At 72.5% G+C, this 14746-nt stretch carries 13 protein-coding genes; 8 read left to right on the top strand and 5 right to left on the bottom strand.

From position 1 onward, the window contains the following. Positions 1-7: 7 nt before the first annotated feature. A complete protein-coding gene (locus tag GA0074704_RS06375) occupies positions 8-670 on the top strand; it encodes a helix-turn-helix domain-containing protein (protein WP_088969635.1) in 663 nt (220 codons plus the stop codon). 132 nt (positions 671-802) lie between these two features. Beyond that, positions 803-1399 (top strand): ClpP family protease, encoded by a 597-nt coding sequence (locus tag GA0074704_RS06370; protein WP_088973491.1) that lies wholly within the window; start codon positions 803-805, stop codon positions 1397-1399. A 98-nt stretch (positions 1400-1497) separates the two neighbouring features. On the opposite strand, the gene GA0074704_RS06365 is transcribed toward GA0074704_RS06370, so the two are convergent. The 5 genes from GA0074704_RS06365 to GA0074704_RS28695 all read right to left on the bottom strand — a co-directional run bounded on the left by GA0074704_RS06365 (position 1498) and on the right by GA0074704_RS28695 (position 7831). Continuing rightward, complete coding sequence (locus GA0074704_RS06365) at positions 1498-3276, bottom strand: adenylyl cyclase (RefSeq protein ID WP_088969634.1); 1779 nt, start codon at positions 3274-3276, stop codon at positions 1498-1500. A 228-nt stretch (positions 3277-3504) separates the two neighbouring features. Continuing rightward, the gene (locus GA0074704_RS06360) at positions 3505-5088 is read right to left on the bottom strand and encodes a restriction endonuclease (protein ID WP_172880448.1); all 1584 of its coding nucleotides are present in this window, start codon (positions 5086-5088) and stop codon (positions 3505-3507) included. A 215-nt stretch (positions 5089-5303) separates the two neighbouring features. After that, positions 5304-6170: an AraC family transcriptional regulator gene (locus tag GA0074704_RS06355; protein ID WP_088969632.1), complete on the bottom strand. Its 867-nt coding sequence runs from the start codon at positions 6168-6170 to the stop codon at positions 5304-5306. Positions 6171-6296: 126 nt separating this feature from the next. Beyond that, positions 6297-7502, bottom strand: coding sequence for a helix-turn-helix domain-containing protein (locus GA0074704_RS29650; RefSeq protein ID WP_172880442.1), 1206 nt, complete (start codon positions 7500-7502; stop codon positions 6297-6299). A 161-nt stretch (positions 7503-7663) separates the two neighbouring features. Then, entirely contained in the window at positions 7664-7831 is a 168-nt protein-coding gene (locus GA0074704_RS28695) for a hypothetical protein (RefSeq protein ID WP_157743613.1), read from the bottom strand. A gap of 270 nt (positions 7832-8101) precedes the next feature. Here GA0074704_RS28695 and GA0074704_RS06345 point away from each other — a divergent pair, with 270 nt between their 5' ends. From GA0074704_RS06345 to GA0074704_RS06320, 6 genes are all read left to right on the top strand, one after another. Then, positions 8102-9349 (top strand): ATP-grasp domain-containing protein, encoded by a 1248-nt coding sequence (locus GA0074704_RS06345; protein WP_088969630.1) that lies wholly within the window; start codon positions 8102-8104, stop codon positions 9347-9349. 62 nt (positions 9350-9411) lie between these two features. Next, positions 9412-10416 (top strand): Fe(II)-2OG oxygenase family protein, encoded by a 1005-nt coding sequence (locus GA0074704_RS06340; RefSeq protein WP_088969629.1) that lies wholly within the window; start codon positions 9412-9414, stop codon positions 10414-10416. 12 nt (positions 10417-10428) lie between these two features. Next, positions 10429-11166 carry an SDR family NAD(P)-dependent oxidoreductase gene (locus tag GA0074704_RS06335; protein WP_088973490.1) on the top strand — a complete coding sequence of 246 codons (738 nt, stop codon included), beginning with the start codon at positions 10429-10431 and terminating at the stop codon, positions 11164-11166. A 38-nt stretch (positions 11167-11204) separates the two neighbouring features. Beyond that, the gene (locus tag GA0074704_RS06330) at positions 11205-12545 is read left to right on the top strand and encodes an aminotransferase (RefSeq protein ID WP_197697605.1); all 1341 of its coding nucleotides are present in this window, start codon (positions 11205-11207) and stop codon (positions 12543-12545) included. A 10-nt stretch (positions 12546-12555) separates the two neighbouring features. Beyond that, positions 12556-13539: a 3-oxoacyl-ACP synthase III family protein gene (locus GA0074704_RS06325; RefSeq protein WP_088969628.1), complete on the top strand. Its 984-nt coding sequence runs from the start codon at positions 12556-12558 to the stop codon at positions 13537-13539. Positions 13540-13565: 26 nt separating this feature from the next. Further along, a complete protein-coding gene (locus tag GA0074704_RS06320; protein ID WP_088969627.1) occupies positions 13566-14744 on the top strand; it encodes an acyl-CoA dehydrogenase family protein in 1179 nt (392 codons plus the stop codon). The last annotated feature ends 2 nt before the right edge of the window (positions 14745-14746 follow it).

Genomic DNA, 14746 nt, shown 5'->3' with positions numbered 1-14746 from the left:
GGCGGCCATGTCGTTGCTGCGACGGGTGATCGGCGGGGTGCTGCGTCGGATCCGGCTGCGCCAGCGCCGCACCCTGCGCGAGGTGGCCGAGGTCGCCGGGGTGTCCCTGCCCTACCTCTCCGAGGTCGAGCGCGGGCGCAAGGAGGCCTCCTCCGAGGTGCTCGCGGCGATCTGCCGGGCGCTCGGGATCAGCCTCTCCGACCTGCTCGAGGAGGCCCGCAACGACCTGCGGCGGGTCGAACCGCGGATTCCCGCCGCGCCCCGCGCCGGGCTGGCCGGGGCCACGTCGGTCGGGCCGCGAGCGGTGCCCGCCGGGCGGCTACCCGTCGCCGGCCAGGACGCCGCCGGGCAGCCGGTGCGGATCGGCTTCCACCCCGCCGGGGCGCGGTCGCATCTCGCCGCGCCGGCGCCGCACCCGACCGGAACGATGCCGCACGTCGTGGCCGCGCTGCCCCGCCTCGGCACACCGTTCGGCGTGGGGTCGCCAGCCGGGCTCGGGGCGCCGCTGGGCGACGGGTCGGCCGGGCGGCTCGGCTCGCCGGTGGGCGGGGCCGGCCTGCGGGTCTGGCTGACCGCCTCCGCCCCGGGCGGGCGCACCGGTCCGCGTACCTCGGCGATGCTGGCGCGGCGGCGGGCCCGGGCCCGTCGGCGGCGGCTGACCGCCGCCTAGGCCGGCGGGGTTCTGCCCACGGCGGATCTGCCGCGGGCAGAAATCCTGGTCTCCCGGCCACCGGCGGACGCAGGCTGGAGGCGCCGGTCCCCGGGCGGAGTCGATCGCCCGCCGGCGCGGGAGGTGGTCGCGATGATCTTCGACGGCGTACGGATGTTGGACGACAGCCAGCCGACCTTCGGTGACCAGGTCTTCCAGCGCCTGCTGCGGGAGCGGATCGTCTTCCTCGGCACCGAGGTCACCGACGACTCGGCCAACCAGATCTGCGCCCAGATCCTGCTGCTGGCGGCGGAGGACAGCGACCGGGACATCACGCTCTACATCAACTCGCCGGGCGGCTCGGTCACGGCGGGGATGGCCGTCTACGACACCATGCGGTACGTGAAGAACGACGTGGCCACCCTGGCCCTCGGGCTCGCCGGCTCGATGGGGCAGTTCCTGCTCTGCGCCGGCACGGCGGGCAAGCGCTACGCGCTCCCGCACTCGCGGATCCTGATGCACCAGCCGTCCGGCGGCTTCGGCGGCACGGTGGCCGACATCAACATCCAGGCCGAGAACATGCTGCACGTGAAGCGGACCATGCAGGAGCTGATCGCCCGGCACAGCGGCCGCACGGTCGAGGAGATCAAGCGCGACTGGGACCGGGACCGCTGGTTCACCGCCGAGGAGGCCCGCGAGTACGGCCTGATCGACCAGGTGGTCAGCCGCGTCGACCAGCTGGCCGGCTAACCCACCACGGCCGGCACGGGGGCGGCCGGGGCGATGACGACGGCCGGCGGGAGGTCCCGTCGGCCGTCGTCGTCACCGGGGTCTGCTACCCACCCCCGTCAGGGGTAGCTGACCACCGGGCTGGTGCCGTAGGAACCGACGACCGGGGTGCCGGCCTCGTTGACGGTGTGCTCGATGCCGCCGCTGCCGTCGAGGAAGACGGTCACCATGTCGTGCAGCCGCACCCCGGCCCGGCGGGGCACCTCGATGCCCCGCTCGCAGCGGATGTCGACGCCCTGGTTGAAGTACGAGTAGACGCCCAGCCCCCACGCCTCGTGCTCGCGGACACCGTCGGCGACCTTGTACGAGGCCCAGCCCCGCCCGGTCGGGCTGTTCCAGGCTGCCTGGCTCGGCGGGTCGTAGGGCAGTTCGCTCTGGTAGAAGATCGTCCGGCCGCGCTCGCCGTTCCAGATCGTCTGGTACCGCTGGTAGTGCTCGACGAAGAGCCCGTACGCGGTCACGTCGTCGCCGTTGACGACCACGCCGGTGTCGGCGGTGTTGCTGTTCCAGCCGATGCCCTTGCCGTGGTCGCCGCGCCAGGCCCAGATGTTGTCGACGATGGTGTGGTCACTGTTGATCACCAGGCTGGTCCGGGCCCGGCCGACCCCCGGGCCGCCGATCCGGAAGAAGACGTCGTGCAGCGAGGTGGGGTTGGCGGGGTTCGCCGGGCGGCCGTGCGCCGCACCGACCTCGACCAGCACCTCGGACTCGACCGGTCCCGCGTCGACCAGCACCCCGGCGATCCGGACGCCGTCCACCTCGGCGATCCGCAGCGCGGCGTCGCCGGTGGTGGGGGCGAGGCTGGGCATGCCGAGGCCGAGCACGATCGTGTCGGGGTGCTTGACCCGCAGCGCCCGGTCCAGCCGGTAGACGCCCGGAGTGAGCAGCAGGTGCCGGCCGGGCCGGGAGAGCTCCTGGTTGATCCGCTTGGCGCTGTCGGTGGGCCGGGCGATGTAGAAGTCGCTCAGCGGCAGCGACGGGCTGGTCAGGTGCCAGCTGGTGCCGGCGGTGTCGTGCCGCAGGCCGGGTACGGCGACCCGCCAGCGACCGGCCTCGTCGACGAAGAGGTACGGCTTCTCGCGGGTGACCGGGCTGGTCGGCAGGGTGGTGTACGGCGGGGTCGGGTAGGACTGCGCCGGGGCGCCGAGCACGCCGGAGAAGACCTGGTTCCACACCCCGTTGGTCCACTCGCCGACCAGCTCGCTGTCCCGGGTCAGCCACTGCTGCTGGGAGCCGTTGATGGTGACGCCGTCCACCTTGGAGTCGGCGAGGAAGCCGCCGCTGGAGTAACCCTGTGCGTCCGGCTCAAGGAAAAGGATGCCCTTGATGTGCACCCGGCGCATCGGGGACGCCTGGGAGACCGCCCACTGGTTCGACCAGCCGGTCGGGGTGACCGCGAGGTTCTCCGCCGAGCGCCAGAAGTTGGTCAGCGCGGAGATGCCGTTGTGCCCGTTCGGGTCGGGCTGGCCGATGACGCGTACGGCGCCGTGGATGTCGACGTCGTCGGGGTGGCGGCCCAGGCCGGCGACGGTGGTGTAGTAGCCGAGGTTCGCGTCCACCTCGTACCGGCCGGGCTTGAACAGCACGGCGTACCGCTCGCTGCCCATCTCGTTGCGGTACTGGGCGGTGAAGAGCCGGTCCAGGGTGGCCTGGATCTCGGCGGTCGGGGTGGTCGGGTCGTACACGAAGACGTTCGGGCCGAAGTCCGGGTCACCCTCGGCGGCGGTGGTCGCGGGAGCCGCGGCGGCCGACGTGGCCGGCAGCCCGAGGGCGGTCAGCGACGCGGCCGAGGCGGTGAGGGCGAGAAAACGGCGACGGGAGGGGTCGAGTGGTCTCATCGGCCTGCCTGTTCGGTGGGGGTGCGGGTCGCCAGGGGAAATGAGAGAGCGCTCTCCTGACGGGACGTCCCTGTTCCTACCCCATCTCGGCGGGTCACGCCAGACTCCGCCGGTTCCGGAACTTCGCCTCAGCGGGCGTCGTAGCTGGCCCTGACCGTCGTCACCACCCCCAGGTTGGTGGTGACCCACGCCTCCGGCCCGGCCGCCCTTCCCGGCCGGCGGGCGCCGTCAGCCGTAGTACGACTCCAACGTCTCCGGCTCCGAGCGGCCGCCGCCGTCCGGGTACGGGATGCCGAGCTCCTGGAACCAGACGTGCGCCAGCAGTTCGCTGTGGTGGTAGTGGGCGAGCGCCGAGCGGGCTGACGGGAAACTCCGCTCAGCCGTGAGGTTGTCCAGCGCGCGGAAGAGATAGCGGTTCAGCCGGTCCTCCTGGCCTGGATAGCGGGCGTGCTCGACGGCTCGCTTCCGATCGGTGTTCTCCACCGCCCGGGTCACCCGCGCGACGACCTCGGCCGCGTACTCGTCCACCAGCCGCTCCACCGACCGACGGCGGGCCGCGCCCTGCTGGTCGCCGTCGACCGCCGCACCGTGGCGGGCCAGCCTGGTCGCCGGCGCGTTCACCGCGCCGACCTGGCCCGTGGGCGCGATCCGGAACAGCGCCACCCCGATCTCAGCGGCGGCCGCGATCGCCGCCGACGTGTATCCCGAGGTCGAGTAGAAGAGGTGGTAGGCGGCATTCGGCCGGGTGCCCCGGAGTTGCTGCACGGGCGGCGCACCCACCGGCTGGGCCAGCATCTTGACCTGGGCGACCCCGCGCTCGGACTGGACGTCCAGTCCGCCGTCCCGGCCACCCCGGGTGGTCTCCGCGTCGAGGAAGCCCAGGCCACGCATGTGTGTGCAGGCGATCTCCTCGGCGGTCTGCCAGTCGGCGGGCAGGACGGCCGGTGGTTGTGCGGACAGGTCGGCCGGCAGATCCGTCACATCCGGCATCGGCGGCACCGCCTGCGCCTCCGGCAACCGGAGGATCACCTCGCCGGCGCCGTGCTCGATGATTTTGAGATCGCCCCCGTCCCGATCGTCCAGAAAGACCTTGAGCGCGTACGACCGGCCGTCGGGGGTCGACAGCACCGTGGCCCAGCCGACGTCCGAAGCCGGGGCGCTCCGGCTGGTGCCGGCACGGAGACCCGACCAGGCCGGGCCAGGCAGCACGATCGGCACACCGTCGTCCCGCTCGACGAGGATCCAGCCCCGCAGGGTGCGGGCGGCCACGAACTGATCGGCGCCGCGCCGGGACCAGTCGACGGCGTCCAACAGGTTGGCGCTCTCCCGCGCGGTGGCGTCGAGGAACAACTCGACGTGGTCGCCATGCTCCACCGCGGCCAGCAGCCGCCGCCCGGTGGCCTCCGGTATGCCAGCCGGGGACCGCTGCCCGAGGTACCGCCGGTAGGCCCAGGCGGTACGGGGATCGGTCCGCAGAAAGTCCGCGGTGACCGCCGGAGGCGTCGGCCGATCGCCGGTTCGGTCGTCCTGCCCGCCCGAGGCCGGACCGGTCGAGGAATCCCCGGGATCGGTCTCGTCCGAACCGGGCCGCGCGGCCGGCGTCTCCGTCTCCGTCTCAAGCTCCCTGAGTGCGGCGGCGAGTGCGGTCGCCACCGGTGAGGGCGCTGCCGCCTCTTCCTCGCGGGCGTGGTCGTGCGGGCCGCCCCACTTGCCGACGATCGTGAGCCCGACGATCAGCGCCAGCACGAGGAAGCCGATCAGCCGAAGGATGTTCTCTCCCCCGGAGCCCGAATAGACGGTCTCATTGTTCACCAGGCAGCACGGGAGGATCAGCAGGGCCATCGCAATGACGTACGGCCAGTTCGGTCTCGGATCCTTTGTCGTCGCCTGGTCGGTCCCCGTCGGCGACATCGCATTACTCACGGCGGGATGCTACAGATGATCTTCGACTGCCCGCAGGGCTCGGCCCCGTCACCGTGCTACGACCGGCGGCCGTGCCGGCCACTGCCGGCGCGGCCGACGGTCGCTCAGGCGGCCACGCGCTCCACCGGGATCCACAGCTCCGCGTCCGCCCGGCTGCCGTCCGGCGACACCCGGGCCCGCAGCAGCTCCGGCCCCGGCCGGCTGCGGTAAGGGTTCGCCGGGAACCACTCGGTGAAGACGTCCCGCCAGAGGTGTTGCAGGGCCTGCGGGAACTCCCCCGAGCTCTCGAAGACCGCCCAGGCGCCGGCCGCCACCGGCATCGCGTCCAGGTCGGCCGGCGGCTCGGCCGAGGTGACCACGCCGTGCCAGTAGTCCAGCTCGGTGCCCTCGGCGCGGGACTCGTCGAGGGCGTCGCTGACGTTGACGATCCCGGCCGGTTCCTGGTCGGAGAGCGCCTCGATCCGGCGTACCGTCTCCCGGTCGATGCTCCGGACGAACGCCACGATGGCGGGGTTCATCCCCTCGTGCACGAGCGGCACCCGGGCCTTGCGGCCGACCAGGTGGAAGTCGGGCTTGTCGGTGACGCGGTATCGCATGGTGGTGCTCCCTTCGACGACGAGTCGGAAGGACATCCGGGGTTGCGAGCGCAGGGTGGCGCCGGTGCGCCGGGCCTCGCCGGGGCCGACGCCGTGCACCGAGCGGAACGCCCGGCCGAACGCCTCCGCCGAGCCGTAGCCGTACCGCACCGCGATGTCGAGCAGCGTGGCCTCCCCGGCCAGTACCTCGGCGGCGGCGACGGTGAGCCGGCGACGCCGGACGTACTCCGACAGCGGGATGCCGGCCAGCGCCGAGAACATCCGCCGGAAGTGGTACTCCGACGTCGTGGCGATCCGGGCCAGGTCGGCCACGTCGACCCGCTGGTCGAGGTGGCGTTCGAGGTGGGCCATCGCCTCGTTGAGCCGCTCCAGCACCCGCTCCCCCTTTCCTTCGTCGCCGTCGACGCTAGGCGGCGGCGCCGCCGCCGGACCCGACATCCGGTGCCCGGTCCGGTCGGGTGCCGCGCCGGTCGGGGCCGCCGCGGGCCGCCGGCTGGGGGATCAGAGCAGGTCGGCGAGCGTACGCCAGATGTCGGCGGCCAGGTCGCTGTAGCCGGCCTCCTGGGCCTGGACGGCCAGACCGCGCAGCTCGGCGATCGCCGCCGCCCGGTCGCCCCGGATCAGCCGCACCTGGTTGCGCAGCAGGTCGAGTCGGATCCGGTCCCGGAAGGACAGGTAGCGGGTGCGGCCGGCCAGCTCCTCGCTGCGCTCCCCGGCCAGGTCGAGAAGGCCCTGGTGGAAGGCGAGCAGGGCGTGCAGGAAGGCGAATTCCTCGGCGAGGCGGGGGGTGCCGACGAGGTCCAGCGCGCTCTCCGCCTGGACCAGCCGGCGCTGCGCCTCTCCCGTGTCGGGCTGGCGCATCTGGAGGTAGAGGGAGGCCGCCGCCAGGCGCAACCGCAGCCACAGGGTGAGGTCGTCCCGGCTGTCGAGTTCGTCCAGGGCCCGTTCCAGCAGCTCGGCGGAACCCTTGTGGTCGCCCTCCCGGGTGAGCACCGTGGCGGTGGTCCACAGCGCCTCCACCCGCAGGACGACGGGCAGGTCCGGGATGATCGCGTCGAGCATGGCGATGTGCACGTGCGCCTCGGCCGAGTGGCCGGCCTCGGCCTCGATCGACACCAGCGTCATCAGCGTACGGGCCACGTCGGACGCGGGGACCTCGTGCGCGGTGACCAGGGCGTGCGCCTGGAGCGCGCTGGCGCGGGCGGCGGCGACGTTGCCGAGGGAGCGTTGGCAGCGGGCCAGCTGGTTGCGTGCCCGGATCTCCAGCTCGGGTGAGGCCACCTCGGTGCTGAGCTCGGCCAGGGCGTCCAGGGTCTTGAGTGCCTCGCCGTGCCGGCCCTGCTTGATCTGGAGGCGGGCGAGGATCCAGAGGGCCTGCCAGCGGGTGGCGGCGGCGGCCTGGCCGTCGGCGCGTACGGCCGACATGATCGGCTCGACGGTGTCGCCGTCCTCGCTGGAGGTGATGGTCGCCAGCACCGTGCTCAGGTCGTCGGGCTGCTCGGCGCTGAACGCGGACAGCGGAAGCTCCAGCTTCTCCGCGAGGTACTGGACGGCCCGGGCGGTCGGGGGCCGGGCGCCGGACTCCAGGCGGGAGAGGTAGGCCGCCGACATTCCCGGACCGACCACGTCGGCCTGGGACAGGCCACGTTCCCGGCGCAACGCCCGCAGCCGTTGGCCGAACTCCGGTTGCTCTAGTGGCTCGCTCACCCTGTCACCTGCTTCTGCCCGGCGTCTCCCCCCGCCGCATGCTCGCAAGAAGTGTTGCCTACTTGGTAAGACCTTGTCAAAGGTCACCAGTCAGGACGGCTCGCTCGCGGGGTCGGCCGCACCATACCGCACCGCGCGGGCACGGCCGACCCCGGAGTCGATCAAGGCCAGTCGATGTCGTTGTTGATCGCGTCGCCGCCCGCCTCGGGCTGCACCGCGCCGGCGGAAGGGGCCGGCGGCGGCGCCGTCGCCGAGCTCGCGGCGGGGCCGGCGAGACCCAGCAGCAGAAGCAGGCTGAGCAGGACGCCGAGCGACAGTTTCGATGCCATGGGATTCCTCGCAATGTAGGTCGGCGGGACAGCGGACCGGCGCGGGACGCCGGCTCGACCAAGGTTGCCAAGCGCCACCGTAAGGCCGCCCTCCGTGGTCGGCAACCCAGAACGGAATAAATCTTGACTCGGGTTGCCGATCGATTTGCCAAACGTTGACAAGACGAGCCGACGGGCCTAGCGTCCTACCCGAAGAGACGACCGCCGATCGATGCGGTCACCGGCACTCGCGTGTCTCCGGCACGCGATCGTCACGGATGAGGGGTTCCCGTGCGAACAGACATCGTCGTCCAGGACGTGGCGTCCTTCCGCATCGATCCGGCGCTGCTGGCCCGCCCGGACCGTCGCCTCGCGCTGGTCACCAGCCCGGCCAACCTCGACCGGCTGCGCCGCCGCAACCGGCAGGACGTCTTCGCCCACATCGTCGTGCCCGAGCGGTTCGACGTCGCCGGGCTGACCGAGGCGGTCACCGCCATCCGCGCCGGACTCGACCCCGCCGAGCGCGACGACGTCCGCCTGCTCTGCCACGACGAGTACTCGCTCGGCACCGTCGCGCAGGTCCGGGCCGACCTCGGCATACCCGGCGACCTGCCGCACAACGTCCAGCCCTTCGTCGACAAGCTCGCCATGAAGGCCGCGCTCCGCGACGCCGGCGTACGCCTGCCGCGGCACGTCGCCTGGGACGCCGAGGCCTGCCGGACCGACCCGGAGGCGTACCTCGACGGGATCGTCGACCGGGTGGGGCTGCCCGCCTTCGCCAAGCCCACCAACGAGTCCGGCAGCGTCGGCACCCGACGGATCGACACCCGGGCCGACCTCGCCGAATGGGCCGCCGACCGGCTCCGGGACGACGCCCGCGGCGGCTGGGAGATCGACGAGTTCGTCACCGGCACCCTCTACCACCTGGACACCCTGGTCGAGGACGGACGCATCCTGCACGTCGGCGTCAACGAGAACCTCTACCCCTGCTACGACTACATCGCCGGCAAGCTGAGCTGCAGCTTCACCCTCCCCGAGGAGGACCCGGCGCACGAGCCGCTGCTCGCGTTCAACCGTCGGGTCCTCGACGCGCTGCCCGACAAGCCCGCCCGGGGCGTGTTCCACCACGAGGTGTTCCGGCTCCCCGACGGCGAGCTGGTCTTCCTGGAGATCGCCGCCCGCGCCCCCGCGGCCCTCATCCCCTTCACCAGCCAGATCCGCTACGGCGTCAACGTCGAGGAGGCGCTGTTCCGCCTGCAACGCGGCGAGCAGGTCGGCGTCCCCACCCGGCGCGGCCCGTACGCCGCCTACGTGTACTTCCCGAAGCCCGGTGGACGGGTGGTCGACCGGACCGCCCTCGACCTGCGCTCCGACCACCGCTGGACCTGGAACGCCGAGGTCGGCGACGTCACCGCCGCCGCCACCGACATCCGCGACTTCGCCGCCTCCGTCCTGCTCTGGAACGACGACATCGAGGAACTGCGAAAGGACCTGTATCGCCTGGACAAGCACCAGCCCCTGCGCACCACGGCGGCGTGACCGCCCCGACTCCTCCATCCGAGACCGGCCGCCCGAGGCCGGCGCCACCCTGGGAGACCACCATGCCCGAGCCCGAGTTCATCGACTACGACTTCGTCTTCACCCCGGCCGAGTCGGCCGGCCTGCACGACGCCCTGCGCGACGTCACCGCCAGCCCGTACGGCGACATCACCACCTACCTCGACGAACTGGCCCGGCTCAAGGACGACACCCGGCTGCCCGCCCGGTTCGTCGAGTTCTGCGAGCTGTCCATGCTGCGCGACTTCTCCACCGAGCCGTTCGTGGTGATCGGCAACGCCCCGATCGACCGGGACCTGCCGGTCTTCACCACCGACGACCCGGTCGCCGAGAAGCGCGCCCGGAAGAAGACCTTCGTGGCGGAGGGCTTCCTCGGCCTGTACGCCGTACTCACCCGGACCGAGATGATCGGGCACCTCAGCGTCAACGACGGCGACCTGTTCCACGACATCTACCCCAAGCAGTCCATGTACGACACCCAGTCGCAGAAGACGCTGGGCACCCTGCGGTTCCACCGCGACTTCACCAACCACTTCGTCTGCCCCGACTTCGTCAACACGCTGACCCTGCGGGACACCCCGGAGAACGAGGTCTACTCCACCTTCACCGTCACCAAGCACGCCGTGGAGGAGCTGACCGACCGGCAGGTCGAGATCCTCTCCTCGCCGCGCTTCTACACCCCCTTCGACGACGTCACCCGGCACAGCGCCAACGTCCGGCTGGGCCGGGCCAAGGACCACGCGGTGCTGATCGAGGGACAGGGCGCCAAGGTCTTCGAGGGGCGTACCGAGGGGCTGGACGAGGAGGCCCAGGCGGCGCTGGACGCCTTCATCGCCGCGCTGCACCGGCGCAAGAAGCTGCGGGTGTCCCGGCCGGGCGACTCGGTCACCTTCTCCAACCACCACGTCATCCACGGCCGCGAGGTACGCGAGATCCGCGACGTCGACTCGCTGCGGCACCGGTGGCTGCTCAAGACCCACAACGTCTACAGCCTGCAGGCCTTCGAGGAGTTCTTCCTGGAGGACCGGTACGGCGTCGTGAACGGGTGAGTGGGGCCGGTCATGCTGATCGTCACCGGTGCTGGACGCGGGATCGGCGCCGCCGTGGCCCGACGGGCCGCGAGCGAGGGAACGCCCGTCTGCGTCAACTATCTCCGTAGCCGCAGCGCCGCCGAGGCGCTGGTCACCGAGATCCGCGACAAGGGAGGCGACGCCGTCGCAGTCGGCGGCGACGTTTCCGTCGAGGAGGACGTACGCCGGCTCTTCGACACCGCCGTCGAGCGGCTCGGGCCACTGACGGCGCTCGTGAACAACGCCTCCAGCACCGGTGGCCTGGCCTCCGTGATGGACCTGACGATGGACCAGGCCGACCTGGCGTACCGCACCGTGCTGCGCAGCGTGCTGCTCTGCACCCGCGAGGCGGCCCGCCGGATGGCGGTCAGCCGCGGTGGCGTCGGCGGCCGCATCGTCAACGTCTCCTCCACCGGCGCCCGCACCGGCGGGACCGGGGAATGGGTGCACTACGCCGCCCTCAAGGCGGCCGTCAACGCGCACACCTGGGGCGCCGCCCGCGAACTCGCCGGAGAGGGGATCCGGATCAACGCGGTCGCCCCCGGCCTGATCGACACCGACCTGCACCGGGACAACGGCGTCCCGCAACGGCCGGAGCTGCTGCGCCCCACCGTCCCGCTGGGCCGGATCGGCACACCCGACGAGGTGGCCGAGGCGGTCTGGTTCCTCCTCTCCGACGCCTCTTCGTACGTCACCGGCTCCGTGCTGGAAGTCGGCGGAGGGCGCTGAGCGCGCCCGCCGACTCCCCCCTCCCCGACAGGAGTGTCATGAGCGAATCCTCCGGTGCCACCATGCTGGAACCGCACACCCCCGTACACCTGTCCTCCGCCCCCCACGTCATCACCCGCGGCCAGGGCGTCACCGTCTGGGACGCCGACGGGCGGGAGTACCTCGACGGCGTCGCCGGCCTGTGGTGCGTGACGCTGGGCTACAGCGAGCCGCGGCTCGTCGAGGCCGCCACCCGACAGCTGGAAAGGCTGCCGTTCTACGGCTCGTTCAACCACCGCACCAACGACGTCGCGCTCGCCCTCGCCGAGGACATCGCCGAGATCGCCCCGATCCCGATGGGGCGCACCTTCTTCGCCAACTCCGGGTCCGAGGCCAACGACAGCGCCATGAAGTTCGCCTGGTACTACCACCAGGCGCTGGGCCGGCGGCAACGCCGCAAGATCCTGTCCCACCGGTGCGGCTACCACGGCACCACCACGGCCGCCGCCTCCGCCACCGGGCTGAGCCACATCCACGCCGGTTTCGGCACCCCGATGCCCGGCTTCGTCCGGGTGCACTGCCCCGACCCGCTCTCGCCGGTCGCCCGGGACCTCGGGCCGGAACGCTTCGTCGACTGGCTGGTCCAGGAGCTGGAGGAGCTGATCGCCGAGGAGGGCCCGGAGACCATCGCCGCGTTCATCGGCGAGCCGATCCTCGGCGCGGGCGGCCTGATCATCCCGCCGGACGGCTACTACCAGCGGGTCCAGGAGGTCCTGGCCCGGCACGACATCCTCTTCATCGCCGACGAGGTGATCACCGGCTTCGGTCGTACCGGCTCGATGTTCGGCACCACGGAGTTCGGCCTGCGGCCGGACCTGGTCACCGTGGCCAAGGGACTCTCCTCGGCGTACCTGCCGATCTCGGCGGTGCTGGTCGGTGAGCGGGTCTGCGCCGCGCTCGCCGAAGGGTCGCGGGAGCTCAGCACCTTCGGGCACGGCTTCACCTACTCCGGCCACCCGGTCGCCGCGGCCGTGGCCCGGGAGACCATCGCCATCCTGCGCGAACGCGACATCCCCGGCCGGGTCCGGGCCGCCGGCACGGTGCTGGCGAACGCGCTGGACAAGTTCCGGGGCGCCGACGGCATCCGCGACGTCCGCTCGTACGGGCTGCTCGGCGCCGTCGAGGTCGATCCGGCCCGGTTCGGCGCCGGCACCGGGCAGGTCGGGCCGGCGCTGCTGGAGGCGGCCCGCGCCGAGGGGCTGCTGCTGCGGGCCATGGGCGACACGCTGGTCCTCGCCCCGCCGCTGGTCAGCTCCGACGACGAGCTGGAACGCATGGTCGACCGGCTGGCCACCGCGTACGAGCGGTACCGCCGCGGCCGGCTCGGCGCGGCGGAGTAGGGGGCGGACGATGGCCATCGGCATCCTCGGCACCGGCTCGTACCTGCCGGAGCAGGTCGTCACCAACGACGACCTGGCGCGCGTCGTCGACACCAGCGACGAGTGGATCGTCTCGCACACCGGCATCCGGGAGCGCCGCCGGGCCGGCGCGGACACCCGCAGTTCCGACCTCGGCATCCTGGCCTCCCGGCGCGCCGTCTCGGCGGCCGGCCTGAGCACCGAACAGATCGACGGCCTGGTCGTCGCCAGCTCCTCCCCCGACCAGGTGCAACCGGCCACCGCCTGCCGGGTGCAGGCCGAACTGGGGCTGATGACCGGACCGGCGTTCGACGTCTCGGCGGTCTGCGCCGGGTTCGTCTACGGGGTGGCGGTCGCCCAGGGCCTGATGTGCGCCTCCGGGCAGTACCGGCGGATGCTCGTCACCGGGTGCGAGGTCTACAGCAAGATCCTCGACTACCGGGACCGTACCTCCTGCGTGTTCTTCGGCGACGGCGCCGGCGCCGTGGTCCTCGGCCACGTGCCCGACGGGTACGGCATCCTCGGCTCGCACCTGACCACCGACGGCACCCAGCGCGACGTGGTGGGCATCCCGGCCGGCGGCACCGCCGAACCGACCAGCGCCGACACCCTCGCCGGCCGCCGGCACCACTTCCGGATGGACGGGCCACGGGTCTGGGACTTCGCCACCACCGCGCTGCCGGTCTCCATCAAGCAGGCGCTGGCGGCGACCGGGCTCGGCGTGGCCGACGTCGACCTGCTCATCACCCACCAGGCGAACCTTCGGCTGATCGACGCGGTCGCCCACGGCCTCGGCATGCCGCGGGAGAAGGTGCCGACGACCGTCGAACGGTACGGCAACACCGCGGCCGCCTCGGTGCCGATCACCCTCGACGAGGCGGTGGCGGCCGGCCGGCTGCGCCGCGGCGACATCGTCGTCCTCGCCGCCGTCGGCGGCGGCATGACCGCAGGAACCGTCGTCCTGCGCTGGTACTGACCCCTCCACGACCGAGCGGAGCCCCGATGACCCTCACCCTGATGCCCCCGACCACTTCGGACGTACGCCCGGAGCCGCCCGACCGCCGACCGCCCGCCGACTTCGACCGGCTCGCCGCCCGCTGCGTGTCCCCGCGCGCCCGGCTCGCGTACGACGCCGAGATCCTCGACCGTGTCTCCTGGCGCGACATGGCCGACCACGGCCTGTGGCGGCTCGGGGTGCCCACCGCGCTCGGCGGCGACGGCGGCACCTGGCTCGACCTGGCCGAGGCGCTGGCCGACGTGGCCCGGGGCGGCGGTGACCTGGGCTTCACCCTGTCGCTGATCGCCCACGCCGGCTTCGTCCGGGCGCTGGTCGAGCACGGCACCGCCTGGCACCACCGCACGGTGCTGCCGTCGCTGCTCAACGGCGCCGTCGGCGCCACCGCGCTCACCGAGACCCAGGGCGGCTCGGACGTGGCCCGGATCCAGACCCGGGCCCGGGCCGACGACGACGGCTGGGTGCTCTCCGGGGCGAAGGACCACATCACCAACGCCCCGGTCGCCGACCGGGCCCTCATCCTGGCCCGGGTGCCGGAACTCGGCCGCCGCGACATCACCCTGTTCGTGGTGAACCTGCACAGCCCAGGCGTGCGCCGGGGCGACCCGGAGCAGCTGCTGGGGCTGCGGACCAGCCCCACCGGCCCGCTGTACCTGGACGACGTACGCCTGCCGGCCGAGTCGGTGCTCGGCCGGCCCGGCGACGGACTCTCCACCCTGTACGACATCATCAGCTTCGACCGCGCCCTGTACGGCCTGGTCGCCGCCGCCTACCTGGAGCCCCGCCTGGACGAGGTGGTGCGCTACACCCAGGAGCGGCAGGCGTTCGGCAGCCCGATCATCGACCACCAGTACGTGCAGGGCCGGCTCACCGACATCCGCATCTCGATCGAGGTGTCCCGCGCCCTGGCGCTCACCGGCATCGACGCGCTGGTCCGCCGCGACCCGCAGGCCTCGCTGCGCTGCTCGGTGGCGAAGCTGCTCGGCTCGGAGGGACTCGTCGAGTCCGCGCAGAACCTGATGCGGCTGCGCGGTCACCTCGGCTACATGCGGGGCGACACCACCCGTGACCTCCAGGACGCCCTGGGCACCCTCATCGCGGGCGGCACGTCCGAGATGCAGCGCAAGAACATCCTGAACCAGATGCTGAGCAACCAGGAGCGATGACC

The sequence above is a fragment of the Micromonospora siamensis genome, from assembly GCF_900090305.1.
GTDB classification, from domain to species: Bacteria; Actinomycetota; Actinomycetes; order Mycobacteriales; family Micromonosporaceae; genus Micromonospora; species Micromonospora siamensis.
Note: the sequence above shows the minus strand (reverse complement) of the source record. Positions and strands in the feature narration are given on the sequence as shown.

Excerpts from the sequence above, each read along its gene's own strand:
- GA0074704_RS06370 (WP_088973491.1), top strand. The coding sequence starts at position 803 with ATGATCTTCGACGGCGTACGGATGTTGGACGACAGCCAGCCGACCTTC.
- GA0074704_RS06335 (WP_088973490.1), top strand. The coding sequence starts at position 10,429 with ATGCTGATCGTCACCGGTGCTGGACGCGGGATCGGCGCCGCCGTGGCC.
- GA0074704_RS28695 (WP_157743613.1), bottom strand. The coding sequence starts at position 7,831 with ATGGCATCGAAACTGTCGCTCGGCGTCCTGCTCAGCCTGCTTCTGCTG.
- GA0074704_RS06375 (WP_088969635.1), top strand. The coding sequence starts at position 8 with ATGTCGTTGCTGCGACGGGTGATCGGCGGGGTGCTGCGTCGGATCCGG.
- GA0074704_RS06330 (WP_197697605.1), top strand. The coding sequence starts at position 11,205 with ATGAGCGAATCCTCCGGTGCCACCATGCTGGAACCGCACACCCCCGTA.
- GA0074704_RS06365 (WP_088969634.1), bottom strand. The coding sequence starts at position 3,276 with ATGAGACCACTCGACCCCTCCCGTCGCCGTTTTCTCGCCCTCACCGCC.
- GA0074704_RS06325 (WP_088969628.1), top strand. The coding sequence starts at position 12,556 with ATGGCCATCGGCATCCTCGGCACCGGCTCGTACCTGCCGGAGCAGGTC.
- GA0074704_RS06340 (WP_088969629.1), top strand. The coding sequence starts at position 9,412 with ATGCCCGAGCCCGAGTTCATCGACTACGACTTCGTCTTCACCCCGGCC.
- GA0074704_RS06320 (WP_088969627.1), top strand. The coding sequence starts at position 13,566 with ATGACCCTCACCCTGATGCCCCCGACCACTTCGGACGTACGCCCGGAG.